Origin of the sequence: Microbacterium sp. Ag1 (assembly GCF_001005635.1) — a bacterium.
Lineage (GTDB): Bacteria > Actinomycetota > Actinomycetes > Actinomycetales > Microbacteriaceae > Microbacterium > Microbacterium oxydans.
The window spans coordinates 42057-65898 of the sequence record NZ_LBCR01000024.1 but is presented as its reverse complement, the minus strand read 5'-3'; the positions used below and the strand labels follow the sequence as shown (position 1 = coordinate 65898).

25 protein-coding genes, 3 tRNA genes and 1 pseudogene are annotated in these 23842 nt (G+C 67.1%); 16 read left to right on the top strand and 13 right to left on the bottom strand.

Features of this window, described 5'->3' with window-relative positions:
* Positions 1–18: 18 nt before the first annotated feature.
* The 3 genes from AAY78_RS03885 to orn all read right to left on the bottom strand — a co-directional run bounded on the left by AAY78_RS03885 (position 19) and on the right by orn (position 1474).
* Positions 19–648 (bottom strand): LysE family transporter, encoded by a 630-nt coding sequence (locus AAY78_RS03885; protein ID WP_046747042.1) that lies wholly within the window; start codon positions 646–648, stop codon positions 19–21.
* 89 nt (positions 649–737) lie between these two features.
* A tRNA-His gene (locus tag AAY78_RS03880) sits at positions 738–812 on the bottom strand.
* Positions 813–847: 35 nt separating this feature from the next.
* Positions 848–1474, bottom strand: a complete 627-nt coding sequence (gene orn / locus AAY78_RS03875; protein ID WP_046747041.1) for an oligoribonuclease — start codon at positions 1472–1474, stop codon at positions 848–850.
* Positions 1475–1561: 87 nt separating this feature from the next.
* Here orn and AAY78_RS03870 point away from each other — a divergent pair.
* Positions 1562–1637, top strand: a tRNA-Arg gene (locus AAY78_RS03870).
* A gap of 55 nt (positions 1638–1692) precedes the next feature.
* Here AAY78_RS03870 and AAY78_RS03865 read toward each other — a convergent pair.
* Entirely contained in the window at positions 1693–1962 is a 270-nt protein-coding gene (locus AAY78_RS03865; RefSeq protein ID WP_052748636.1) for a hypothetical protein, read from the bottom strand.
* Between the two features lie 205 nt (positions 1963–2167).
* Between AAY78_RS03865 and AAY78_RS03860 the strand changes: the two genes are divergently transcribed.
* The 4 genes from AAY78_RS03860 (at position 2168) to AAY78_RS03845 (ending at position 5503) form a co-directional block, all read left to right on the top strand.
* Positions 2168–2674 (top strand): single-stranded DNA-binding protein, encoded by a 507-nt coding sequence (locus AAY78_RS03860; protein ID WP_046747040.1) that lies wholly within the window; start codon positions 2168–2170, stop codon positions 2672–2674.
* Positions 2675–2769: 95 nt separating this feature from the next.
* Positions 2770–3267 (top strand): DUF6993 domain-containing protein, encoded by a 498-nt coding sequence (locus tag AAY78_RS03855; protein WP_046747039.1) that lies wholly within the window; start codon positions 2770–2772, stop codon positions 3265–3267.
* 63 nt (positions 3268–3330) lie between these two features.
* Positions 3331–5010, top strand: a complete 1680-nt coding sequence (gene ettA / locus AAY78_RS03850; RefSeq protein ID WP_046747038.1) for an energy-dependent translational throttle protein EttA — start codon at positions 3331–3333, stop codon at positions 5008–5010.
* Between the two features lie 7 nt (positions 5011–5017).
* Positions 5018–5503 (top strand): acyl-CoA thioesterase, encoded by a 486-nt coding sequence (locus tag AAY78_RS03845; protein WP_046747037.1) that lies wholly within the window; start codon positions 5018–5020, stop codon positions 5501–5503.
* Between the two features lie 113 nt (positions 5504–5616).
* On the opposite strand, the gene AAY78_RS03840 is transcribed toward AAY78_RS03845, so the two are convergent.
* Positions 5617–6507: an acyl-CoA thioesterase gene (locus tag AAY78_RS03840; RefSeq protein WP_046747036.1), complete on the bottom strand. Its 891-nt coding sequence runs from the start codon at positions 6505–6507 to the stop codon at positions 5617–5619.
* A gap of 50 nt (positions 6508–6557) precedes the next feature.
* Between AAY78_RS03840 and AAY78_RS03835 the strand changes: the two genes are divergently transcribed.
* Complete coding sequence (locus AAY78_RS03835) at positions 6558–7223, top strand: hypothetical protein (protein ID WP_046747035.1); 666 nt, start codon at positions 6558–6560, stop codon at positions 7221–7223.
* Here AAY78_RS03835 and AAY78_RS03830 read toward each other — a convergent pair.
* From AAY78_RS03830 to pepN, 5 genes are all read right to left on the bottom strand, one after another.
* Positions 7154–8653 (bottom strand): serine hydrolase domain-containing protein, encoded by a 1500-nt coding sequence (locus AAY78_RS03830; protein WP_082108561.1) that lies wholly within the window; start codon positions 8651–8653, stop codon positions 7154–7156. The two genes, AAY78_RS03835 and AAY78_RS03830, sit on opposite strands and share 70 nt — an antisense overlap.
* A gap of 119 nt (positions 8654–8772) precedes the next feature.
* A complete protein-coding gene (locus AAY78_RS03825; protein ID WP_046747034.1) occupies positions 8773–10437 on the bottom strand; it encodes an FAD-binding dehydrogenase in 1665 nt (554 codons plus the stop codon).
* A complete protein-coding gene (locus AAY78_RS03820; protein ID WP_046747033.1) occupies positions 10434–10883 on the bottom strand; it encodes a globin in 450 nt (149 codons plus the stop codon). Before AAY78_RS03820 ends, AAY78_RS03825 begins: the two co-directional genes overlap by 4 nt.
* Entirely contained in the window at positions 10880–11953 is a 1074-nt protein-coding gene (locus tag AAY78_RS03815) for a mechanosensitive ion channel family protein (RefSeq protein WP_052748635.1), read from the bottom strand. The genes AAY78_RS03820 and AAY78_RS03815 overlap by 4 nt, the downstream gene beginning before the upstream one ends.
* Positions 11954–12100: 147 nt before the next feature.
* Positions 12101–14653, bottom strand: a complete 2553-nt coding sequence (pepN, locus tag AAY78_RS03810) for an aminopeptidase N (protein ID WP_046747032.1) — start codon at positions 14651–14653, stop codon at positions 12101–12103.
* A gap of 179 nt (positions 14654–14832) precedes the next feature.
* On the opposite strand from pepN, the gene AAY78_RS03805 reads away from it, so the two are divergent.
* From AAY78_RS03805 to AAY78_RS03785, 5 genes are read left to right on the top strand one after another with little or no spacing between them, the layout of a single operon-like run.
* Positions 14833–16017, top strand: a complete 1185-nt coding sequence (locus AAY78_RS03805) for a ferrochelatase (protein ID WP_046747031.1) — start codon at positions 14833–14835, stop codon at positions 16015–16017.
* Positions 16018–16055: 38 nt separating this feature from the next.
* Positions 16056–16541, top strand: a complete 486-nt coding sequence (locus AAY78_RS03800; protein WP_046747030.1) for a ribose-5-phosphate isomerase — start codon at positions 16056–16058, stop codon at positions 16539–16541.
* A 1-nt stretch (position 16542) separates the two neighbouring features.
* Positions 16543–17541, top strand: a complete 999-nt coding sequence (locus tag AAY78_RS03795; protein WP_046747029.1) for an Fpg/Nei family DNA glycosylase — start codon at positions 16543–16545, stop codon at positions 17539–17541.
* 38 nt (positions 17542–17579) lie between these two features.
* Positions 17580–18227 (top strand): FMN-binding negative transcriptional regulator, encoded by a 648-nt coding sequence (locus tag AAY78_RS03790; protein WP_046747028.1) that lies wholly within the window; start codon positions 17580–17582, stop codon positions 18225–18227.
* On the top strand, positions 18224–19720 hold the full coding sequence (locus AAY78_RS03785) for an amidohydrolase (RefSeq protein WP_046747027.1): 1497 nt from the start codon (positions 18224–18226) through the stop codon (positions 19718–19720). The genes AAY78_RS03790 and AAY78_RS03785 overlap by 4 nt, the downstream gene beginning before the upstream one ends.
* 75 nt (positions 19721–19795) lie before the next feature.
* On the opposite strand, the gene AAY78_RS03780 is transcribed toward AAY78_RS03785, so the two are convergent.
* Positions 19796–20281: a Dps family protein gene (locus AAY78_RS03780; protein WP_046747026.1), complete on the bottom strand. Its 486-nt coding sequence runs from the start codon at positions 20279–20281 to the stop codon at positions 19796–19798.
* Between the two features lie 130 nt (positions 20282–20411).
* Here AAY78_RS03780 and AAY78_RS03775 point away from each other — a divergent pair, with 130 nt between their 5' ends.
* From AAY78_RS03775 to AAY78_RS20035, 3 genes are all read left to right on the top strand, one after another.
* Entirely contained in the window at positions 20412–20948 is a 537-nt protein-coding gene (locus AAY78_RS03775; RefSeq protein WP_046747025.1) for a gamma carbonic anhydrase family protein, read from the top strand.
* Positions 20949–20978: 30 nt separating this feature from the next.
* A tRNA-Ile gene (locus tag AAY78_RS03770) sits at positions 20979–21052 on the top strand.
* 54 nt (positions 21053–21106) lie between these two features.
* Positions 21107–21415, top strand: a complete 309-nt coding sequence (locus tag AAY78_RS20035; protein ID WP_046747024.1) for a hypothetical protein — start codon at positions 21107–21109, stop codon at positions 21413–21415.
* 90 nt (positions 21416–21505) lie between these two features.
* Here AAY78_RS20035 and AAY78_RS20265 read toward each other — a convergent pair.
* Positions 21506–21679: pseudogene (locus AAY78_RS20265) on the bottom strand (helix-turn-helix domain-containing protein); the annotation flags it as partial.
* Between the two features lie 106 nt (positions 21680–21785).
* On the opposite strand from AAY78_RS20265, the gene AAY78_RS03755 reads away from it, so the two are divergent.
* The gene (locus AAY78_RS03755) at positions 21786–23030 is read left to right on the top strand and encodes a globin domain-containing protein (RefSeq protein WP_269430545.1); all 1245 of its coding nucleotides are present in this window, start codon (positions 21786–21788) and stop codon (positions 23028–23030) included.
* Positions 23031–23146: 116 nt separating this feature from the next.
* Complete coding sequence (locus AAY78_RS03750; protein WP_046747022.1) at positions 23147–23407, top strand: DUF6458 family protein; 261 nt, start codon at positions 23147–23149, stop codon at positions 23405–23407.
* Between the two features lie 94 nt (positions 23408–23501).
* Here AAY78_RS03750 and AAY78_RS03745 read toward each other — a convergent pair whose 3' ends face one another.
* A complete protein-coding gene (locus AAY78_RS03745; protein ID WP_046747021.1) occupies positions 23502–23819 on the bottom strand; it encodes a DUF7882 family protein in 318 nt (105 codons plus the stop codon).
* Positions 23820–23842: the final 23 nt, after the last annotated feature.

Genomic DNA, 23842 nt, shown 5'->3' with positions numbered 1-23842 from the left:
GCCTAGGGGCGACAGCCCTCAGTGGAGGAGAACGAGAATCGCGGCGACCGCTATGAAGAGCGTGCCGAAGACCGTGTTGAGCACTCGCTGTCCGCGCGCGGTTCGCGTGAGGCGACGGAACGGACGCGCGGCTGCCGCGAAGAACCCCCACATCACGATCACGTCCACCACGATCACCGTCGCGATGAGCGTGAGGTACTGGGGGAGCGGGGGCTGATCCAGTCTGACGAATTGGGGGATGAACGCCAGGAAGAACACGATCGCCTTGGGATTGAGCAGGTTCACCCAGAAGCCGCGGCGGATCATCGACCACGGACTCTCACGGGAGTCGACCGGAACGGGTGCGTCCTCGACCGCCACGGTCGGCTTCGTCAGGATCAGCCGGACGCCGAGAAACACGAGGTAGGCCGCTCCGGCGTAGCGGATCCCGTTGAAGAGAAGCTCCGAACGGGACACGAGGAGCCCGACTCCCGCGGCGACGACCGCCACATGGACGATCAGGGCGATCTGCTGCCCGACGATGCCCCAGATGGAACGACGCCATCCCTGATTCATCGCATTCGACATCGTGTTGATCGCGCCGGCCCCCGGCGTGAAGCTGATGACGACGGAAGCGGTCAGCAACGAGAACCAGACCGCAAGCGACACGTCGTCAGTCTAGGGCTTCGCGGGGGCGCATCATTTGAGGCACAGATGCGAAGAAGGCCCGAACCTTGCGATTCGGGCCTTCTTCTGGAGGGTGAGTAACGGGACTCGAACCCGCGACATCCGGCACCACAAGCCAGCGCTCTACCAGCTGAGCTATACCCACCATGTGCCCACCGGAGCGGGCAACCATACGAGTCTATTACATGTTCGGAGTGAACTCTGACACCGTACGCGAAGCGATCTCGCGAGCCTCGTCGCTGGACGGACCCGGCTCATCGACGAACACGGCCTCCCGGTAGTAGCGGAGCTCCCTGATCGACTCCAGGATGTCAGCAAGGGCGCGATGACCGCCGTCCTTCGAGGGAGCCTGGAAGAACACCCGCGGATACCAGCGGCGCGACAGCTCTTTGATGCTCGACACGTCGACGTTGCGGTAATGCAGCCACTGATCGACCTGGGGCATGTACTTTGCCAGGAACATCCTGTCCGTGCCGATCGTGTTGCCTGCCAGAGGAGCCTTCCGCTCAAGCGGAACGAAGCGCTTGATATAGGCGAGAGTCTGCGCCTCCGCCTCTTCGAGCGAGAGACCGCCTGCGATCTCGTCGATGAGCCCCGAGGTCTCGTGCATGTTCGTGACGAAGTCATTCATGTGATCGAGGGCCGCTTCGCTGGCTCTGATCACCACCTGGAACCCCGCATCGACGGGGTTGAGTTCGAAGTCGGTGATCACGACCGCGATCTCCACGAGTTCGTCGACTGCGAGATCGAGGCCCGTCATCTCGCAGTCGATCCATACGAGGCGGTCATTCTCGGACGCAGATACCATGTCGCCATCCTATCGACGGTCCCGACATCCCCGACCGGAACCGGCGTCATGATCGTTCGGCAGGAGCGCGATACTCTAGACGCGTGCGCCTCCGTAGCTCAGGGGATAGAGCAGGAGCCTTCTAATCTCTTGGTCGCAGGTTCGAATCCTGCCGGGGGCACCACGCAGCATCGAATCCCGGTGAGAGACGCGGAAGGGGACCGGCCTCCTGGCCGTCGTCAGGAAGCACGCAGAGCGGCGACCGCGTCGTCCACACGCCAGAACTCGCCGACGACGCGGAACACGCCCGTCGCGAGGTGCAGCCGTTCGGCGCGGTACCGAAGCCCCAGCGGATCGGCGACGATCCGGAGATGACCCAGGATGTGCTCCCGGCGATCCTGCACCCTCCAGAGGTGATCGGCAGCGCGGACCAGATGCTCGCGCGCAGAGGAGAGTCGAGGCGTCGCGAACGGGACGTCGGGTAGGGAGGTGGTCAGGTGGTCGGACATCGGTACTCCTTTCATGATTCGAAGGTATGACCGACCACCGACATTCGCCGTCGCAGGTTCCGTCGCTGTCATCGGGGCTTTCTCTCCACCGTCCGCGCGATCTGCAATCTGTCCACCGGTCGCGTCTTCACCGCATCCACGGCCCGAGGCTCCCGCGCAAGCTGGAGAAAGCCGGAAAAGACCCGGCGATCGAGAGGATACGAACATGATCGACACCCTGACCATCGTGGGACGAGTCGCCACCGACCCGACGCAGACACAGACAGGCGGAGGGGTCCCTGTCACCAACTTCCGCCTTGCCACCACGCACCGTCGCTTCGATGCCGCGACGCAGACGTGGACGGATTCGGGCACCAACTGGTACTCGGTGGCGGCGTACCGCCACCTCGGAGAGAACGCCAAGGCGTCGCTGCGCACGGGAGACAGCGTCATCGTGACGGGGCGTCTCAAGATCCGCAACTGGGAGAGCAATGGGAAGCACGGCACCAGTGTCGACATCGAGGCAGATGCGATCGGCCATGATCTGCGGTGGGGAACCACGGCGTATCGCCCGCAGCCGCGTCCGCAGACGAGTGCTCCCGACACGTCGACCGAATCACCGGATACGCGTGTCTCCGAGGATGACGTCGATGCGCTGGGCTCGGGGAGCGATTCATCCGCGTTCGCACTCTCCTGGTCGGCACCGGACGTAGAGGTGGCCGGGAGCGCGTGACGGGCGCTGCCTCGGCGACGGCGCACGGCTGCGCGCGTGAACGGGGGGCACGAGGACAGCGCAGGTGTGATGAGAAGGCGACGTAGACTCGGCACGTGCTTCGTCGATCGGTCCTTCCTCCGCCGCGCACAGCCGGTGCACTAGCCGCCGCCGCTGTCGTCGCCATGCTCCTGTCCGGCTGCACGCCGACCGCCGCACCGTCTCCCTCCGCCACGGCCTCCGCCTCACCGGACGCGGAATCGACGGCACCCGTCGGGCCCGTTCTCGTGCCGGATGGTAGCGCCGACGACAATCTGCCGCTGTTCACCGCTACCGCGGAGGGCGTTTGGGCGACCGAGCAGCGCGGCGAAGGTCGGGCGTACATCGACGCGCTGATCGGCGCAGGATTCGATCGCGATTCGATGCAGGTGACCCAGGATCTGACCACGGTGGGCAACCCGGCGGAGAGTCTGCAGTTCTCGGTCCGCTGGGGCAATGACGAGTGCCTCGTCGGCCAGGTCGGCCCTTCCACCGGTCAGGTCGTCACGGCGGTTCTCCCGCAGCTCGCGGAGGGGCGCTGTCTCGTCGGCACCACGCGTCCGATCGACTGGTGAGATGCCAGGGGGCCGGTAGGCTGGAGTGTCGATCTTCGACGCCAACAGAAGGAGCGGTTTTCGGTGGCTGAGTACATCTACTCGATGGTTCGTGCGCGCAAGGCGGTGGGCGAGAAGCTCATCCTCGACGACGTGACCATGGCGTTCCTCCCCGGGGCCAAGATCGGCATGGTCGGTCCGAACGGCGCGGGTAAGTCGACCATCCTCAAGATCATGGCAGGACTCGACACCCCGTCGAACGGCGAGGCGAAGCTCTCCCCGGGGTTCACGGTCGGCATCCTGATGCAGGAACCTGAACTCGACGAGACCAAGACCGTTCTGGAGAACATCCAGGACGGGATCGCGATCAAGGCCAAGCTCGACCGGTTCAACGAGATCTCCGCTCTGATGGCGGATCCCGATGCCGACTTCGACGCTCTCCTCGCCGAGATGGGCTCGCTTCAGGAGGAGATCGACGCGGCAGACGGTTGGGACCTCGACTCGCAGCTCGAGCAGGCCATGGACGCCCTCCGCACCCCTCCGGGAGACGCGGCCATCGCACCGCTGTCGGGTGGAGAGAAGCGTCGCGTGGCGCTGGCGAAGCTGCTCCTCCAGAAGCCCGATCTGCTGCTGCTGGACGAGCCGACCAACCACCTCGACGCCGAGAGCGTGCTCTGGCTCGAGCAGCACCTCCAGGCATACAAGGGCGCCGTCATCGCGATCACCCACGACCGGTACTTCCTCGACCACGTGGCCGAGTGGATCGCCGAGGTCGACCGCGGCCGCCTGATCGGTTACGAGGGCAACTACTCGACGTACCTGGAGAAGAAGGGCGAACGCCTCGAGATCCAGGGCAAGAAGGACGCCAAGCTCGCCAAGCGCCTCAAGGAGGAGCTGGAGTGGGTGCGTTCCAGCGCGAAGGGTCGCCAGACCAAGTCGAAGGCGCGTCTCGCCCGATACGAGGAGATGGCTTCCGAGGCGGAGCGGACCAGGAAGCTCGACTTCGAGGAGATCCAGATTCCGGCGGGCCCGCGTCTCGGAAGCGTGGTCATCGAGGCCAAGAACCTGAAGAAGGGCTTCGACGGGCGCTCGCTCATCGATGGACTCAGCTTCAGCCTCCCGCCGAACGGCATCGTCGGCGTCATCGGGCCGAACGGTGTGGGAAAGACCACCCTGTTCAAGACCATCGTCGGGCTCGAGCCGCTCGACGGCGGAGACCTGAAGATCGGTGAGACGGTCAAGATCAGCTATGTCGACCAGTCCCGCTCCAACATCGACCCGAACAAGACGCTGTGGGAGGTCGTCTCCGACGGACTCGACTACATCACGGTCGGCAAGACCGAGATCCCGTCGCGCGCCTACGTGTCGAAGTTCGGCTTCAAGGGCCCCGATCAGCAGAAGAAGGCCGGCGTGCTCTCCGGTGGTGAGCGCAACCGCCTCAACCTGGCGCTGACCCTCAAGGAGGGTGGCAACCTGCTTCTTCTCGACGAGCCCACGAACGACCTCGACGTCGAGACCCTGAGCTCACTGGAGAACGCGCTGCTCGAGTTCCCCGGCTGCGCCGTGGTGATCACCCACGACCGGTGGTTCCTCGACCGCATCGCCACGCACATCCTCGCCTACGAGGGAACCGACGAGAAGCCGGACCAGTGGTATTGGTTCGAGGGCAACTTCGAGGCGTACGAGGAGAACAAGATCGAGCGTCTCGGAGCCGATGCCGCCAAGCCGCACCGCTCAACCCACCGCAAGCTGACGCGCGACTGACTCCGTCATGACCGCGACGCCGGGGCCCCGCCTGCACATCCCGATCCAGCTCCGCTGGGGCGATCTGGATGCATTCAACCACGTCAACAACACCTCGATGCTGAAACTGCTCGAGGAGGCTCGCGTGCGAGCGTTCTGGCGTGCGGGCCCCGGCGAGGAGGCTCCATCGACGGCGGTGCTCGATTCGGGCATCGAAGAGGGGATCCTCACGCTGATCGCCCGCCAGGAGATCGAATACCTCGCGCCGGTGCCGTATCAGCGGCGACCGCTCGAGGTGCAGATGTGGTTCGGCAAGCTCGGCGGATCCAGCGTCGAGGTCTGCTACGAGGTACACAACGATCCGACGGCGGAACCTCGTCAGATCTACGCGCGCTCGACGGCGATCATCGTCCTGGTCGACGCGCAGACCGGTCGCCCGACCCGCCTGACCCAGGAGATGCGCGACGTCTGGGAGCCGTACGTCGGCGAATCGATCGAGTACACCCACCGCTGACACCGGCCGCGGTCCCGGTCGCAGCGCGCCTCGACCGGAGCTGCCAGCTCTTCAAGCCGGTCGGGCCAGTCAAACTCGGCAGACGCTTCAGTGCTGCTGGTCAGTGCTGCTCGTCAGTCCTGATCGTCAGGGACGCGGATCATGATCTCCTGCGCGACGCTCGCCGCGAACTCGCCGTCTCGGGTGAAGATCCGGCCAGTGGCGAGTCCCCGTCCGCCGCGCGCGTTCGGCGACTCCTGCACGTACAGGAGCCACTCATCCACCCGCGCGGGCCGGTGCCACCACATCGCATGATCGAGGCTCGCGACTTTGAGACCGGGAAGCGCCCAGTACACGCCGTGCGCCCGAAGGATGGACTCCTGGATCGTCATGTCGCTGAGGTAGGCGAGGGCTGCGCGATGCAGACGCGGGTCGTCGGGGAGCGGAGCCCGCAGGCGCATCCACACGGCCTGCTGCGGTATGCGCTCGTCGTCACTGGGCAGATACAACGGCGAGTCGACGTGACGGATGTCCGCTGCCCGCTCGCTCAGCATCCGGGCCGTCCCGCCGGGGAGCCCCTGCACGCGGGCCTCGTCCGGAGCCAGGTCTTCCGGTGCGGGAATGCCCTCCGGCATCGATGCCGCATGTTCGACACCGGGGTCCGCGTCCTGGAAGGAAGCGATCATCGAGAAGATCGGCACACCGTTCTGGTACGCCTGGGCACGGCGCGTCGAGAAGGAACGTCCGTCGTGGATGCGGTCCACAGAGATCGTGATGCCCTGGCTCGCGTCGCCGGGGCGCAGGAAGTAGCCGTGCATCGAGTGCGCAGCCCGATCCTCGGGGAGCGTGCGTTCGGCAGCCAGGAGCGCCTGAGCGAGGACCTGGCCACCGTAGATCCGTCCGCTCGGCATCGGGTGCGAAGAACCCGTGAAGATGTCCTCCGTGGTCCTTGCCTGCGTCGAATCGAGATCGAGCACTTCGAGCAGCCGCTCGACGGTCCGGGTGGCGTGCTCGTCCGTGCTCATCTGTTCCTCTCCGCGCCCCGAGGCGCCGCTCCGTTGGTAGTTTAGAACGCGTGCCGCATCACCTCCTCCTCGCCGACCCGGACACAGCGAAGGACGTCCTCACGTTCGTGGGACGCGCGTCACGGATCACGGACGAGGGAGTACGGTTGCAGGCGGGGAACGGTGTGCTCGCCCTCACGACCGCGGCGCTCGCTCCCCATGGACTCTTCGACCAGACACCGACGATCCTCGCGATGCGGATCGTGCACGCCGACCCCGAGCTCGAGTGCGACATCGTGGTCGACCAGCTCTCGCAGACCGATGAGCCGCAGCGGCTCGGTCTCCCGGAGACCGGGATGTCGCCCGCCTGGGCCGGGGTGGCTCCGCCCCGTGGCTCTTGGGAGCCCGTAGGCGAGCTCGACGCATCTGTGATCGCGCAGCGCGCGCAGTGGGGAATCTCCGCCGTCGCCCGCGGCGCAGCCCCGGGATCCGGCGAAGAGGCCGTACGCGCCCTGCGTGCGGCGATCTGGGGCGAACCCGACGAGGACCTCGACGGCCTCCCTCGGGGAATCGCCTTCGCTGCCGACGCGATGGGGTTCATCTCCGGTGAGGAGCAGGTCCGCGTGTCGAAGTCGGGGCGGTGGACACGTCTCGCCTTCCGACGTGGTCACGTGCTGTCGCGCGGTCCCGTCGCATCGGGTCTCACGAGCGTCCGGGACACCGGCTCCGCGGGCTGAGATCCTCCGGGCGCCCGCGAGTCCAACCGCAGCGCCACGATCCTGCTCACCAGCGCGCTTGTGCCACCCAGTACGAGCACGAGTCCCAGAGCGTCCAGGAGCGGGAACAGCCAGAGGTCGATCACCCAGTACTGCCAGTTGACGGATCCCCCGAGCAGCCCTGGCACCAGGGGGACGAAGAACCCCGCCACGATGACGAGCGCGAACGGAACGAGCCGGGCACCGGCACGCGACCTCCCCTCTCCGCGCATCCGCCTCGCCCAACGCGGACCCCTCAGCGTCGTGACGAGCAGAACGATCGACGCGAACGCTGTGACACCCAGGAGGATCCTGTTCGCGATATCCAGCGGATTCTCGTACGTCGCCGCGGACGGGTCGCCTTCGATCAGGTGACGCACCAGCTCGCCGGGGGAGCCCACCCCGTTCGTCAGCACCACGGCTGCGGTACCGGTGGTGGTGTCGAAGGCCATCGACCCGCCGAACGTCGCGAGAGTACCCCCGTGCGACAGGACGCCGGGCGCTGGTGCTCCGTCCGGACCGAGGTTCTGCCATCCCAGGGCATACGACACGGCGCCCGGTTGCACAGAATGCAGTTCCTCCCGCAGCACCGGATCCAGGATGTCCGCGCCGACGTCACCCTGGTTGAAACCCAGCCATTGCACCATGTCGGAAAGCGTTGAGACCACACCACCGTTGCCGCCGCATCGGCCGGGCATCTCCGGCATGACATAGGCGACCCCGAGCACCACGGAGTAGCCGGGCGTGAGCCCGTCGACGCTCTGATCACAGGCGTCGACGCTTCGAGAGTCGAGCATCCCGAGCGGGGCGAAAAGCCGCAGACGGAGGAACTCGTCGAGGCTCTGCCCGGAGACGACCTCGACGATGCGGGCCGCCAGCGAGTAGTTCGTGTTGTGGTATTCGAAACGAGCACCCGGATCCGCGACGAGTCGTCGTCCTGTGAGTTCAGCCACCACCGCCCGCGTGTTGCGCGGCGCCGGCAGCGAGAACTCGTCGTTCGTCTGCAGCGAGAGCCCCGACGTATGAGACAAGAGCTGTCTGATCGTGATGTTCCGATGCCTGGGGTCGGCCATCGTGAATTCAGGGAGCCGCTCGACGACGAGGTCGTCGAGCGCCAGCGCTCCATCCTGCACGAGGAGCATGATCGCGGTCGCCGTGATCGACTTGCTCATCGACGCGATCCGGAACGGCGTCTGCGGAGTGATCGGGTCGCCCGCTCCGTCACGGCCGTGCACGATCAGGTCGACGTCACCATTCGAGATGACCGCTGCCGCGACCCCGGGCGTCGCGAACGCCTCGGCGTAGCTCCTGACCGCGCTTTCATGCGCCGTCGACGCATCGGCGGCGGCAGCGGAGAGCGTACCGCCGAGGATCGATGCCGAGACGAGACCGAGGATGCAGAGGATGCGCACGAGTCCACGGTAGGGAGCAGGACGCGACGACTCGAGACCCGCCGCCGCCGCTTCGGGTTACCCCGAACAAGCAGGATGGATGCCCCGAAGAGGGTCACCCGGAAAGCCCGGGACCGAGATCATCCGGCCAGAGCCGCAGCCCGTCCGGCGATGCGGCCGGAGAACAGACACCCGCCGAGGAACGTCCCCTCGAGCGCACGGTAGCCGTGCACTCCGCCACCGCCGAAACCGCTCGCCTCGCCAGCGGCGTACAACCCGGGGATCGGCTCGCCGACCGCGTTCAGCGCGCGCCCTTGGAGGTCGGTGTTGATGCCGCCGAGCGACTTGCGGGTGAGCACGTGCAGCTTCACCGCGACGAGCGGCCCCGCGGCCGGATCCTGAAGGCGATGCGGAGCCGCCGTTCGGATGAGCTTGTCGCCTCGATAGCTGCGCATGGAACGGAGCATGCCGATCTGCGCATCCTTCGTGAAGTCGTTCTCCATCTCCCGATCGCGGGCGAGCACCTCGCGCCGCACGTTGTCGATGTCCAGCACCTCGCCGCCAGCGTGCCTCTGCATCTGCTCCAGCAGCGAATCGAGGTCGTTCTCCACGATGAAGTCCTCACCCTCGTCGAGGAACGCCTGCACCGGCCCTGTGGGCCCCTTCGCCAGGCGGGACTTCAACAGGAGGCCCACGTCCTTCCCGGTGAGGTCGGGGTTCTGCTCGCTTCCGGAGAGGGCGAACTCCTTCTCGACGATCTGGCGCGACGTGACGAACCAGGAGTGGTCGTGCCCGGTCGTGCGCAGATGAGCGAGAGTCCCGAGAGTGTCGAATCCGGGGAACAGCGGCACGGGCAGGCGAGTGCCGGTCGCGTCGAACCACAGCGAAGACGGCCCGGGGAGGATGCGGATCCCGTGCGACGGCCATACCGGATCCCAGTTGGCGATGCCTTCGACGTAGTGCCACATGCGATCGCCGTTGATCAGCCGGGCACCGGCGGCTTCGCTCACGCCGTGCATCGAGCCGTCGACATACGCGGGCACCCCGGTGAGCATGTGCTCCGGTGCAGTGCCGAGGCGCGCGGGCCAAGCGGCGCGTACAAGGTCGTGGTTTCCACCGATGCCGCCCGACGAGACGATGGTCGCTGTCGCCGTGATCTCGAAATCGTCGACGACGTCGCGCGATGAAGGCTCACCGCGCTTCGACCCGCTCGTCGCGAGGATCTGCCCGCGTGCCCCGGTGACGGTTCCGTCGGTCACCAGCAGCTCGGAGACGCGGTGGCGGGGGAGCACGGTCAGGCGCCCCTCTCGCTCCCCTTGCTCGACAGCTGCGGCGAATGGCGCGACGATTCCCGGGCCGGTGCCCCACGTGATGTGGAAGCGGGGCACGGAGTTGCCAGGTCCGATAGCGCCGTAGCCGCCGCGCTCCGCCCAGCCGACGACGGGGAAGAAGCCGACCCCACGTTCACGGAGCCACGCGCGCTTCTCGCCGGCGGCGAACTGCAGGTACGCCTCGGCCCATCGCCGGGGCCACTCGTCTTCCGGTCGATCGAATCCGGCGTTGCCCAACCAGTCCTGGGTCGCCAGTTCCAACGAGTCCTTGATGCCGAGGCGCCGCTGCTCGGGGGAGTCGATGAAGAACAGCCCTCCGAACGACCACCAGGCCTGCCCACCGAGGTTCGTGCGCGGTTCCTGATCCACCAGGATGACACGCCGCCCGGCATCGAGCGCCTCGGCGGCGGCGACCAGGCCCGCCAACCCCCATCCGATCACCAGGACGTCTGCGGACAGGGGCGTTGTCGTCATGGGGTCTCCGTTGATTCCTGACGTGAGCGGGTCTCGAGCGTGGGCCGGCCGCCGGGTCCGGCGCCGATCCCGGAAGGTTCGCGTGTGTTCACCATGGCATAGGCCGCGCGCTCCAGGTAGTCCCACAGCGTGGTTTCGTGCAGGGGAGACAACTGCGCCTCGTCGAGAGCGGTGCGCATGTGACGAAGCCAACGGTCCCGCGCATCCGCATCGATGTGGAACGGCATGTGCCTCATGCGCAGTCGGGGATGCCCGCGGGTCTCACCGTACGTCGTGGGGCCGCCCCAGTACTGCTCGAGGAACATCCGAAGACGGTCTTCGGCAGGGCCGAGGTCTTCCTCCGGGTACATGGGCTTCATGACGGGGTCCAGCGCGACCTCGCGGTAGAACACCGAGACGATCCTCCGGAAGGTCTCGTGCCCGCCGATCTCGTCGTAGAAGGTCACTTCTGGGTGCTCCCGTCGTCGTTGGGCTTCTTCCGCCGCCAGATACCCCGGTCAGGGATGATGGGCACGCCGGTCACCGCGTTCGGCCGGGTCCTGGGCGGATTCGCACCGCGGACCCGCCGCGCACCGTCGAGCCCTGTCGGCACCACGTCGACCATGCGGGGCACGCCGATCTCCTTCTCGAGGAGGGCGGCACGCAGGCGGCGACGCAGCTCCTGGGCCACGTCGTCCTTGGCATTGGCCCTGGCTTTGATGACGATACGCACCACGAGCGCGTCTCCGTCGATGGACTCCAAGCCCCACAGCTCGGGCTTCTCGATGATGCGCGTACGCCACTTCGGGTCCTTCGACAGTCCCTGCGCGGTCTCGAGCATGATGTGCTCGACCTGTTCGAGGTCGGAGTCGGCCGGCACGCCGATGTCGATGATGGAGCGCGCCCACCCCTGCGACATGTTGCCGATCCGGGTCACCTCACCGTTGCGCACGTACCAGAGCGTGCCGTTGACGTCACGCACCTGGGTGATGCGCACACTCACGTATTCGACCACACCGCTCGCGAGACCGAGATCCACCACATCGCCGATGCCGATCTGGTCTTCGGCCACGAGGAACATGCCGTTGAGCACGTCCTTGACGATGTTCTGGGCGCCGAAACCGAGACCAGCGCCGACCGCAGCGGTCAGGAGGGTCAGTGAGCCGAGCAGACTCGAATCGAGCGCGTTCACGATCAGCACGATCGCGATCACGACCAGCATCACGTTCACGATGTTCTGCAGGATGGTGCCGAGCGTGCGTGTGCGCTGCACCAGGCGCATATCCGCGAGCGGAGAGCGCTCGAGTGCCTGAGTGTCGTCGACCGATGCCTTGTTCTTCGCGCTGTCGACGATGCGGTGCACCACACGTCGGATGACGAGCCGCAGGACGAGCCCGATCACGATGCAGCTGACGATGATGATGGCGACCGCGATTGCCTTCATGCCGACCTCGCCGAGCCAGGCGAGCAGCGCCGTCACCCAGTCGGGGAGCGGGGTCTCGGCGGGCGGTTGGGTGACAGTGGAGGGAAGAATCATCACCTCCGATCCTAGCGAGCGGGCCTCTGTGCGGGCTGGGTGGAACCCCGCGTCAAAACGGAGACCATCCGGCCCGACCGCAGCGTGTCATTGGTGGACACACGGGGATCAGAGCGGATGGTCTCCGTTTTCGCCGGTGTTCGGGTATCAGTCCTCGGCGTCGCGGGCCTGCGCGGCCAGGGCGCGCTCGACATCGGCGAGGTTCTCGAGCACGAGGCGTCGCAGAGCAGGGGCGACATCCTGGTGCTCCGAGAGCCAGCCGCGGGTCGCGTCGCGCAGGGCGATGTCCGCCAGTGCGGTCGGGAACAGCCCCACGATCAGGTACTGGGCGATCTGGTAGGTCCGCGACTCCCAGATCGGCAGCAGCATGTCGAAGTACGCCGGGACGAACTCCTCGAGCACCGCAGCCCCCGCCGGGTGGGTGAACCCGAGTGCTGCGGAGCGCACGATCGTGTTCGGAGCATCATCGCGCTCGATCAACGACGCCCACGCGGCCTTCTTGGAGGCGGAGTCCGGCAGGGACGCGCGTGCCTGAGCCGCGAACTCCCCACCCTTCGCGGTGTTGTCCGCGGCGAGAGCGGCATCGATCGTGGCGGCGTCCGTCGCGCCGATCGTGGCGAGCCCGGCGAGCAGCTGCCAGTTCAGGTCAGCGTCGATCTCCAGCCCGGGGAGCGTGTCCTCACCGGAGCGCAGACGTCCGACGATGCCCGCGTGCTCAGGAGTGACCAGAGCGTTGGCGAAGGCCGTGACGAACTGCAGCTGGCTGTCGCTGCCGGGGTCGGCCGACTCTGCCAGGCTCCACAGACCATCCGCCACCTTGAGGCGCGCGGCCTCGCGGTCGGCCGGTGCGACGTAGAGGTTCGCCGCGGTGCGCAGCTGCGCGAGCGTGGTGCGCACCGTCGTCGACTCGGTCTCACGCCCGATGTTGCCGAGCACGAGGTCGATGTACTCGGAAGCGCCGGTCTCGGCGTCGCGGGTCTGATCCCATGCCGCGCCCCAGACGAGCGAACGGGCGAGCGGGTCGTGGATGTCGGCGAGGTGTGCGATCGCGGTGGCCAGAGACTTCTCGTCGAGGCGGATCTTCGCGTAGGCGAGGTCGTTGTCGTTGAGGAGCACGAGGTCGGGGCGGGTGAGACCCTGCAGCTCGGGGATCTCGGTGCGGTCGCCGTCGACGTCCACTTCGAGGTAGTGCGTGCGGGTGAGCGAGCCGTCCGTGAGGGTGTAGAAGCCGATGCCGAGACGGTGCGGACGGATGGTCGGGTAGTCGGCCGGAGCGGTCTGCGTGATCGCGAAGCGCGAGATCGTGCCGTCGTGGCCCTCGGCGATGACCGGCTCCAGCGTGTTCACGCCGGCGGTCTCCAGCCACTTCTTGGACCACGTGCCGAGGTCGCGGCCGCTGGTGGCTTCGAGCTCGGTGAGCAGGTCGCTGAGCTCCGTGTTGCCCCAGGAGTGCTTCTGGAAGTACTGCGAGACGCCCGAGAAGAACGCCTCGATACCGACCCAGGCGGCCAGCTGCTTCAGGACGGAGCCGCCCTTGGCGTAGGTGATCCCATCGAAGTTCACCTGCACGTCTTCGAGGTCGTTGATCTCGGCGACGATCGGGTGGGTCGAGGGGAGCTGGTCCTGGCGGTAGGCCCAGGTCTTCTCCATGGCGTTGAACGTGGTCCATGCCTCGGTCCACTCCGTGGCCTCCGCCGTGGCGATGGTCGAGGCCCACTCGGCGAACGACTCGTTCAGCCAGAGGTCGTTCCACCACTTCATCGTGACGAGGTCGCCGAACCACATGTGAGCGAGCTCGTGCAGGATCGTGACGACGCGACGTTCCTTGACGGCGTCCGTCACCTTGCTGCGGAAGACGTAGGTCTCGGTGAAGGTGACGGCTCCCGCGTTCTCCATGGCGCCGGCGTTGAACTCCGGCACGAAGAGCTGGTCGTACTTGGCGAACGGGTACGGCACGCCGAACTTCGACTCGAAGTAGGCGAAGCCCTCGCGGGTCTTGTCGAAGATGTAGTCGGCGTCGAGGTGCTGCCACAGGCTCTTGCGGCCGTACACGCCGAGGGGGATGACGCGGCCGGAGGCGCTCGTCAGCTCCGAGAAGGTCGACTCGTAGGGACCGGCGACCAACGCCGTGATGTACGAGGAGATGCGCGGCGTCGGCTCGAAGCCCCACGTGGCGGTGACGTCATCGTCGTGCACGATGGGCTCGGGGGTGGGCGAGTTGGAGACGACCTTCCATGCGGCCGGTGCGGTCACGGTGAACTGGAACGTCGCTTTGAGATCGGGCTGCTCGAAGACCGCGAACACTCGACGTGAGTCGGGCACCTCGAACTGCGAGTAGAGGTAGACCTCGCCATCGACGGGATCGACGAAACGGTGCAGGCCCTCGCCGGTGTTCGTGTACTCGCAGTCGGCGTCCACGACGAGGACGTTCTCCGCCTGGAGTCCCTCGAGCGTGATGCGCGAGTCGGCGAAGACCTCGTCGGGGTCGAGCTGTTCCCCGTTGAGCGAGATCTCACGGACCTCCCGCGCGATCAGATCGATGAAGGTGAAGCTCTCGGGCGTGGCGGTGAAGCGGACGACGCTCCGAGAGCCGAAGACCTCGGCGCCCTTGGTCAGATCGAGGGCGACTTCGTAGGACTGCGTGTCGACGACGTCGCGGCGCTCCTGCGCTTCGATACGGGTGAGGTTCTCTCCAGGCACAGCTGTACTCCCAGGGGTGAGGGGATGTCACCGGGGCTGGGCGCAGTTGGCGCCGACGGCAACCCTGACAGCCTACGCCAGTGCGGGGAATGGCTGATCTCCATCGCGGTGCAGGGGAATCGGATAGAAACGGTGCTCGCGCGCACTCCGGCACTCCGTAGAAGTGGGAGGATGGACGGGTGACTGCGATCGAGCCGAATGTCGTCCCCTTTGCCTCGCCTGCTGCCTCCGGTGGTGCACCTTTCGTGACCGCACCGGTCGCCTATGACGCGATCCTTCTCGCCGGATTCGGCGGGCCCGAGGGCCAGGAGGATGTGATCCCGTTCCTCAGGAACGTGACGCGCGGCCGCGGCATCCCCGACGAGCGGCTCGAGGAAGTCGCGCACCACTACCGCCACTTCGGCGGAGTGAGTCCGATCAACGGTCAGAACCGCGTGCTCAAGGAGGCGCTGCAGAACGCTCTCGCCGAGCGGGGCATCACGCTCCCGGTCTACTGGGGCAACCGCAACTGGGCGCCGTACCTGGAAGAGGTCGTGACCGAGGCGTCGAGCAACGGGCACAACACCCTGCTCGCCTTCGCCACGAGTGCGTACAGCTCGTTCTCCAGCTGCCGCCAGTACCGGGAGGACTTCGCCCGCATCCTGGAGGAGACCGGCCTGGGCGAGACCGTCACGATCGACAAGATCCGCCCGTTCTACGATCACCCCGGCTTCGTCGAGGCGTTCGAGACCGGTGTCCGTGAGGCCATCGAGAACTTCCTCGCCGAAGGCATCGCAGCCGCGGACATCCAGATCCTCTTCTCGACGCACAGCATCCCCACCGCCGACGCCGAGCGCTCGGGTGCCCGCGACATCGAGTGGGGTGAGGGCGGCGCCTATGCCGCGCAGCACCTCGCCGTCGCCGCGTGGGTCATGGATCGCGTCCGCCAGACCGTCCCGGCGGCCGCCGACGTGTCGTGGGAGCTCGTCTACCAGTCCCGCTCCGGTCCCGCCTCGCAGCCGTGGCTCGAGCCCGATGTCTGCGACGTGATCGGCGAGCTGCCCGAGCGCGGACGCAAGGCCGTCGCCGTCGTGCCGGTGGGATTCATGAGCGACCACATGGAGGTCCTGTGGGACCTCGACACCGAGGCGGCGGAGGCCGCGGAGGAAGCGGGACTCTCCTTCACCCGTACTCCGACCCCCGGCGTATCGCCGGCATTCGTCGCGGGCATCGTCGATCTGATCGAGGAGCGCCTCCAGGGGCGTCCCAACGAGGAACGCGCTCACGTCACTTCCCTTCCCGGCGGGTTCGACGTGTGCCGCCCCGGTTGTTGCGAGAACATCCGGGCGGGCTTCAAGCGGGCTGCCGCAGGCGTCGCTCCGTGACCTCTCGGTGACCGGCGCGCGCTTCTAGGATGGGACACATGCGCATCCATATCGCCACCGACCACGCGGGCCTCGACTTCTCCACGCAGCTGCAGGACCATCTGCGCGCCGCCGGGCACGAGGTCGTCGATCACGGCCCCGTCGAGTACGACGCGGTCGACGACTACCCGGCGTTCTGCATCCGCGCGGCGCAGGCCGTCATCGCCGATCAGCGTGCGGGCGTCGAGGCGCTCGGCGTCGTCTTCGGCGGCTCCGGAAACGGCGAGCAGATCGCCGCGAACAAGGTCGAGGGCGTACGTGCGGCGCTCGTCTGGAACCTCTCGACCGCGGAGCTGGCCCGCGAGCACAACGATGCGAACGTGATCTCCATCGGCGCGCGTCAGCACACGTACGACGAGGTCACCTCGTTCATCGACCGCTTCATCACGACCCCGTTCTCGGGCGACGAGCGCCACGTGCGGCGCATCGGACAGATCGCCGACTTCGAACGCGACGGCTCACTGCTCCCGGACCCGCGGGCCTGACATGCCCGAGGGTCATTCCGTCCACCGGATCGCTCGGCAGTTCGACCGCAACTTCGTCGGCAAGACGCTGAGCGCTTCCAGCCCGCAGGGTCGGTTCGCCGAGGGAGCATCCCTGCTCGACGGCCGTGCCGCGGTGAGCGTGCAGGCGGTCGGCAAGCAGATGTTCCTGGAGACGGAAGGCGACCTGTGGCTCCGGGTGCATCTCGGCCTGTATGGAGCGTGGGACTTCGCCGGTGAGATCGTCGTCGACCCGACCATCGCCTCCGCCAACGGCCGTATGGGCCAGACCAATCAGCGGGGCACGATCCTCGAGGACGCGATCCTCGATGATGCGGGGGAGAACTCGCTGTCCTCGATCGGTGCGCCCCGACGCACGCGGGTGCACGTGCGCATGTCCGAGCAGACGAAGGGGCTCGCTGATGAGGGCATGGAGTGGCCGCCGCCCGTGGTCGGCCAGGTTCGACTGCGTCTGATGACCGACATCACCGCGGCCGACCTCCGAGGGCCGACCGCGTGCGTCCTGCAGACGCCTGAGGAGATGCTCGCGACCGTCGCAAAACTGGGCCCTGACCCGCTGGTCGGCGATCCGGTCGAGAACGAGGAGCGTTTCGTCCGCGCTGTCAGGAAGAAGCCGACGGTGATCGCACTCCTGCTCATGGACCAGTCGGTCGTGAGCGGCATCGGGAACGTCTACCGCGCCGAGATGCTGTTCCGGCAGAGGCTGAACCCGCACACGCCGGGTCGCGACGTTCCCGAAGACGTCGTGCGCGCGCTCTGGCACGACTGGCTGCGTCTGCTCGCCATCGGTGTGGAGACGGGGCAGATGATGACGATGGACGGTCTGACCGGCCCGGACTACCGCGCCGCCATGGCCAACCGGGACGATCGTCACTGGGTCTATCACCGCGCTGGTCTGCCCTGCCGTATCTGCGGGACCGAGATCGCGCTGGAGGAGATCGGCGCTCGGAAGCTGTACTGGTGCCCGCGTTGCCAGGCGTGATCCGCCCGCGCCGCCACCACCGGATCTAGGCTGATCGAATGCGACAGAATCCCAGCTTCACGCTGGCCGATGTGCCCGAGATCCGCCGCGTGATCGAGGCGAACCCCTGGGCGACGATCATGAGCTCTGGCGGGGAGGGGCTCGTGGCCTCGCACTACGCCGTCCTGCTCGACGACGCCCACGACGACCTCACCGTCGTGGGTCACGTGGGTCGTCCTGACGACCTCATCCACGGGCTGGGGGAGGACCGAGAGATGCTGGTGGCCTTCCAGGGCCCACACGGCTACATCTCGCCCGGATGGTACGGCGATGTGCCCGCGGTACCGACCTGGAACTACACCGCTGTCCATCTGTCCGGCGTTCCCGAGATCCTGAGCGCCGAGGAGAACCTCGTCGTGCTCGACCGCCTCGTCGCGCACTTCGAATCCCTGATGCCGGAACCGCGACGCATGTGGGAGCGCCCCAACGACGCGGCCTACGTGGAGCGGCTGGCCGCGGGAACGGTGGGTTTCCGGTTGACACCGACACGAGTCGTCGCCAAGAGGAAGCTCAGCCAGAACAAGGCGCCGGAGACGATCGAGACGGTGATCGAGGAGCTCTCCGGCGACGGACCCTACGCGAACCCGGCCCTCGCCGCGGAGATGCGGCGCGCGCAGGACGCACGCCGAGGAGGGGTACAGCAGTGACCGAACGCGGCGCCGCCATCGACACCATCACAGCCGTGCGGATCGCCGGACCAGGACGCGAGTTCCTGATGGACGACGAACCGGTCGACATCTTCATCGCCGATGGACGCATAGTCGACATCGCCCCGACCGGTGCTCTGTCCGCCCGCGGCCGCGTCCTCGCCGCCGACGGCGCCTGGGCGGTTCCCGGGCTCTGGGACAACCACGTCCACACCGTCCAATGGGCGCTGACATCGGAGCGCGCGCCGCTCGGACACGCGGAATCCGCAGCGGCCGCCGCGGGTGCGATGAGTGGTGTTCCCCCGCTGGCGGACGGTCGACGCGTCGGGACCGGTTTCCGAGATGCGCTATGGCCGGATCGTCCGTCACTCGAACTCCTGGACACAGCCACCGGCGGCGTTCCCACCTACCTCATCAACGCCGACGTCCACAGCGTCTGGTTGAACAGCGCTGCACTCGCTCGTGAGGGCTTCCGCAGCGAGGACGGCGTGCTGCGCGAGACCGATGCTTTCGAGATCTCGCGGCGCCTCAATGCCGTCGACGCCACTCATGGTGACCGTGCGATGGTGCGGGCAGGGGAGCAGGCCGCGGCTCGAGGCGTCACCGGCCTCGTCGACTTCGACATGGCGTGGAGTGCGGAAGCGTGGCCGCGACGGGTGCAGGCGGGCTTCGCCTCCCATCGCGTCGAGTTCGCGGTGTACCCGTTCGACCTCGAACGCGCCATCGACGCCGGGCTCCGCACGGGTGAACTCCGTGAACAGACCGAGACTCCGTCCCGCGGGGCGGGGCTTGTGCGCGTCGGGCCGCTGAAGATCATCACAGACGGTTCCCTGGGCACTCGGACAGCCGCGTGCTCGCACGCCTACCCGGGAGATCCTGGCAACTTCGGCATGCTCACGGTGCCCTCCGACGAGTTGGTCGACCTCCTCACCCGCGCGACCGGCGCAGGACTGGGGGTGGCGGTCCACGCGATCGGCGACAGGGCCATCACCTCGGCGCTGGATGCCTTCACCACCACGGGCGCAGCCGGATCGATAGAGCATGTCCAGCTCGTGCGACACACCGACCTCACGCGGTTCGCTCGCCTCGGTGTGATCGCCAGCGTTCAGCCGCAGCACGCCGTCGATGATCGCGATCTGGTGGACCGGCACTGGTCGGAGCAGACCTCGATCGGCTATCCCCTCGAATCACTGCGCGCATCAGGGGCACAGTTGCGCTTCGGTTCCGACGCCCCGGTGGCCCCGCTCGATCCGTGGCAGGCCATCTCCGCAGCGGTGTCCCGGACGGCCGACGCGCGAGCAGCATGGCATCCGGAAGAGCGGATCACGGTCGACCAGGCACTGGAAGCGAGCGTGCGTACTTCGCTGCGGCCGGGTGAGCCCGCCGACATCGTCCTGTGTGCGGCGGACCCGCTGACGTCGACGGGGCCGGCTCTGCGCTCGATGAGCGTGCTCTCCACCGTCTTGGGGGGATACGTCACACACGCGCACTGATGGGTTACTCGTGCAGCAAGGGCGGCCCTCGGAGAACCGAGGACCGCCCTTGCCACGTTCAGACGATGTCTGCGATCAGGCCGCGATGTGCGAGACGAGGAACCAACGGTCCTTCTCGAGGCCGCGCTGGATCTCGATCGCGACGTCCTGGCTGGTGAGGTCGACCTCGTCGAGGCCTTCCACAGCGGCCTTGACGTCGACGAGGATGGCGTCGATGTCGGAGATCACCGCGCGGATCAGCTCGTCGGACTGTGCGAAGCCGGCCGCGACCGACGTCGAGCCCGCCTTCTCCGCGACGGCGCTCACGCGTGCATCGATCGGCAGACCGAGAGCGACGATACGCTCAGCGGCGGTGTCGGCGAAGTCGCCGGCGTGGGCGACGATCGTGTCGAGCAGCTCGTGCACGCCGACGAAGTTCGCGCCGCGGACATGCCAGTGGGCCTGCTTGCCGTTGATGGTCAGTGCCTGGAGACCGAGGACGACAGGGGAGAGGAACTGGGCCGCCCCTGCAGCCACGGTCGGGTCGATGGCGGTGGTGGAAACGGTCTGTGCCTTGCTCATCTTGTGCTCCTCCGGAACGGTTTCTCGTATCTGATGAAGACAACGCTACTCAGCGTCAGACATTCCGCAAGCAAGCTGAGGCTCGGCTCACTTCCGCGTGATTCCGCGGAAGTGAGGGTAGTCTCGCCTCATGAGCATCGCGTCCGGAGCCTCCATCCTCGCCCTGCCGAACAGTACGCCGTCGGTCGACGCGACCGCATTCGTCGCCGACGGCGCTCGCATCGTCGGCGACGTCAGCCTCGCGGCGGGCTCCAGCGTCTGGTACAACGCCGTCCTTCGCGGGGATTCGGCGCAGATCGTCATCGGCCCCGGCTCCAATCTCCAGGACAACGTCTCCGTCCACGTCGATGCAGCGCATCCTGTGGTGATCGGCTCCAAGGTCTCGGTCGGACACAACGCGGTCGTGCACGGCTGCACGATCGGCGACGGAAGCCTGGTGGGGATGGGGGCGGTGATCCTCAGCGGTGCCGTCATCGGCGAAGGATGTCTCATCGCCGGAGGAGCGGTCGTCCTCGGGGGGGCAGAGATCCCCGCAGGCTCTCTCGTCGCCGGCGTGCCGGCGAAGGTGCGTCGAGCGCTCAGCGAAGAGGAGCGAGCGGATCTCCTGGCCAACGCCGACATCTATCTCGGACACTCGCAGACGCACTCGGCGGCGACGCGGGTGTGAGCGCCCTGGCCGCTAGGCTGGGACCCGTACGGGGCGGTGGCCAAGCTGGTTAAGGCAGTGGGCTCATAACCCAACGATCGTCGGTTCAAGTCCGACCCGCCCTACTCACGATCCTCAGCGGATCCCTGCTCGCTCGATGACAGCAGCAGCGTGCAGCGATGCGGCGTCACGAACGGATCGAGTCGCCGCATCTCCAGAGGACCATCGCCCAGTCGGAGCACATCGCGCACGAGTTGCGCATGCACGGCGCATACGAGCGCCTGATCTTCGGCGAGCAGGCCGCGGTAGCGGCAGGGAGCAAGATCGAATCGGAGCGTTTCCTCGTCGACGACGGGGTTCAGACCGGCATCGTCGAGGTGCTCGTACAGGACGTCAACCTGCCGGAGGGCCTGCTCGCCGAGGCGCGGACTCTCCGACGTCACTGCGCGGAGCATGCGGCCCCTCACATCGGCGCCTTCGACCCGTGACCGTGCTCTCTGGCTCGACGATGTCTCACGCACAGGGTGGAAGACGAGGGGTGGACGACCGCGATGGCCGGTGTTGACGGGCTCACTGCGAATCAGGCCTTCGTCTTCGAGCACCCGCAGGTGGTCACGTGCGGTGTTCAACGGGATCCCGCTCTCCTCGGCGAGCGCGCCGGCGTCTCGGCCGGGCGTCTCCTGTATGGCGCGGAGCAGGCGCAGGCGCCGCGGTTGGGTCAGACCTCGGAAGTCATGGGCTCGACGGGGCATGGGGCGAGGATAAGCACGCCGGCAGAGAGGAGGGCGCGTTTCGGCCGGAAATAACCCGGTGAAAGGGCGCGCGCACTCGGTCTGGTCCGGCGATGGTGGAACGACCATGACGCTGAAGAGAAGGGAAGTCATGAAGCTCTCAACGGAGTCCGAGGCGGTCGTACGTGCGACCGCAGGAGTCGTAGCCGCGCACGCGGATGAGATCACCACGCTGTTCTACCGGGAGATGTTCACCGCGCACCCCGAACTGCTGCGGGTGTTCAACCGTGCGAACCAGGCTATCGGCGAGCAGCCGCGAGCTCTGGCCGCGTCGGTCGTCGCCTTCGCCGTGCACCTCATCGACCCGGACGCCCCCGACTTCACGCCGATCATGAGTCGGATCGCCCACAAACACGTCTCGCTGGGTGTCCAGGCACGCCAGTACACGATCGTCGGCCACTACCTCCTCGATGCGGTGCAGACGGTGCTCGGCGATGCGGTGACCACAGAGGTCAGAGCCGCCTGGGACGAGGTCTACTGGCTCTTCGGGTGCTCCCTCATCGCCGAAGAGGCGAAGCTGTACGCGCAGGGCGGCACCGATCCCGCCCATCCGTGGCGCAAGCATCGGGTGGTGGAGCGCGTCGTCGAGTCGGACGACGTTGTCTCGCTCCTCCTCGCGCCTGTCGACGGTGTCGTCGCGTCACATCGGACGGGGCAGTACGTCGCCATCGCGGTGGACCTGCCGGACGGGTCCAGACAGCCCCGCCAGTACACGATCTCCTCCGGTCCGCGAGGCGATGCGCTGCGCGTGACCGTCAAGCGCGTCCGCGGCAGTGCAGGCGTCCCCGACGGTCAGGTCTCGACCTGGCTCCACGAGCACGCCCACCCCGGCACCGTGCTCGATGTGTCCCAACCAGCAGGTGACGTCGTGCTCGATGACACCGGGCATCCCCTCGTCCTCGTCTCCGCAGGCATCGGCATCACACCGATCACCGCAATCGTCGAGGATCTGTCCCGTCGCGCCCCGGACCGCACCATCCGACTCTTCCATGCCGACCGGAACCACGACGCCCATGTGCTGTATCCCTCCTTGCGGCGACAGGTGCTCGCGATGAAGGATGCCAAGGCGCAGAACTGGTACGCGGACGGGGCGGACGCGGCCCCGACCCTCCACCCCGCGCTCCCCGGGCGGATGGACCTCTCGAATGTCGAGCTCCCGGACGACGCGGTCGTCTTCATGTGCGGCCCTCTCGAGTTCATGCGCTCTGTCAGGGCGACGCTGATCGGCCGGGGGATACCTGCGGAGCGGATCGCCTACGAGGTCTTCGGCCCCGACCTCTGGCTGCAGCAGCCGACCGTCGACGCCGCCTGACGCGCGGAGCGCCGCGGAGGAGAAGGGTTCGCGCCGATGTCAAGCCCCTCCTCGGCGCCGCGACCCCACGCCATGCTTCCGGAGTGCGGCACCGCGCCGCAGAGACAGGAGGAACAATGAGCATCGGCAGCGGAATCGCGCTCTTCGTGATCGGGGCGATCCTCGTCTTCGCGATCAACGTCGACGTTCCCTGGGTCGACCTCGACATGGTCGGCTACATCCTGATGGGAGCGGGAGTCATCATCTTCCTCATCGGCATCGTGCTGCTCGCGCGTCGCCGGCGAACGGAGACGGTCTCACGCACATACGTCGACCCCGCCACGGGGGAGCCGACCACTCGTCGCTCCGTGAGCTCCAGCGGCGACGAGGCCCTGTGAGTTGCGCCGCCCTGTGAGCGACACCGGCTTCTGAATACACGCAGTGACGGCGTCGGTCACCAGAGTGTCCGACGCCGTCACTGCGAAGCGGTGATCAGTCCGGCGCGATGGTCTCGAGGTGCTCCTCGACCAGGACGATGCCGCCGCTCGAACTCGCCGAGTGCGCGAGCTCCTCGATCCACCTCCGGCTCAGATCGGGAGACTCCGGTTCCTGGAAGACGAACCTCAGAGGAATCGACGGGTGGAGCCAGAGGGTCGATCGCCCAGGGGCCTCACCCTCGGGGTGACGCCAGGAGAGGGTGAAGCTCTCGTTCCGGCGGAGCTTGGTGGCGATGACCACCTTGAGGTGCGCCAAGGCGCGATCCTCGATGTAGATCGGCGTCGATGTGTCGCCGTAGTACAGGCTGCCCATCAGCAGTGGCGGCGGGACACGAC

What these genes read in the sequence shown, in the direction of transcription:
- orn (WP_046747041.1), bottom strand. Translation starts at nt 1,474, where the DNA reads ATGGTATCTGCGTCCGAGAATGACCGCCTCGTATGGATCGACTGCGAG.
- AAY78_RS03865 (WP_052748636.1), bottom strand. Translation starts at nt 1,962, where the DNA reads ATGTCCGACCACCTGACCACCTCCCTACCCGACGTCCCGTTCGCGACG.
- AAY78_RS03860 (WP_046747040.1), top strand. Translation starts at nt 2,168, where the DNA reads ATGATCGACACCCTGACCATCGTGGGACGAGTCGCCACCGACCCGACG.
- AAY78_RS03845 (WP_046747037.1), top strand. Translation starts at nt 5,018, where the DNA reads ATGACCGCGACGCCGGGGCCCCGCCTGCACATCCCGATCCAGCTCCGC.
- AAY78_RS03840 (WP_046747036.1), bottom strand. Translation starts at nt 6,507, where the DNA reads ATGAGCACGGACGAGCACGCCACCCGGACCGTCGAGCGGCTGCTCGAA.
- AAY78_RS03825 (WP_046747034.1), bottom strand. Translation starts at nt 10,437, where the DNA reads ATGACGACAACGCCCCTGTCCGCAGACGTCCTGGTGATCGGATGGGGG.
- AAY78_RS03815 (WP_052748635.1), bottom strand. Translation starts at nt 11,953, where the DNA reads ATGATTCTTCCCTCCACTGTCACCCAACCGCCCGCCGAGACCCCGCTC.
- AAY78_RS03800 (WP_046747030.1), top strand. Translation starts at nt 16,056, where the DNA reads ATGCGCATCCATATCGCCACCGACCACGCGGGCCTCGACTTCTCCACG.
- AAY78_RS03795 (WP_046747029.1), top strand. Translation starts at nt 16,543, where the DNA reads ATGCCCGAGGGTCATTCCGTCCACCGGATCGCTCGGCAGTTCGACCGC.
- AAY78_RS03790 (WP_046747028.1), top strand. Translation starts at nt 17,580, where the DNA reads ATGCGACAGAATCCCAGCTTCACGCTGGCCGATGTGCCCGAGATCCGC.
- AAY78_RS03780 (WP_046747026.1), bottom strand. Translation starts at nt 20,281, where the DNA reads ATGAGCAAGGCACAGACCGTTTCCACCACCGCCATCGACCCGACCGTG.
- AAY78_RS03775 (WP_046747025.1), top strand. Translation starts at nt 20,412, where the DNA reads ATGAGCATCGCGTCCGGAGCCTCCATCCTCGCCCTGCCGAACAGTACG.
- AAY78_RS20035 (WP_046747024.1), top strand. Translation starts at nt 21,107, where the DNA reads ATGCGGCGTCACGAACGGATCGAGTCGCCGCATCTCCAGAGGACCATC.
- AAY78_RS03755 (WP_269430545.1), top strand. Translation starts at nt 21,786, where the DNA reads ATGACGCTGAAGAGAAGGGAAGTCATGAAGCTCTCAACGGAGTCCGAG.
- AAY78_RS03750 (WP_046747022.1), top strand. Translation starts at nt 23,147, where the DNA reads ATGAGCATCGGCAGCGGAATCGCGCTCTTCGTGATCGGGGCGATCCTC.
- AAY78_RS03745 (WP_046747021.1), bottom strand. Translation starts at nt 23,819, where the DNA reads ATGGGCAGCCTGTACTACGGCGACACATCGACGCCGATCTACATCGAG.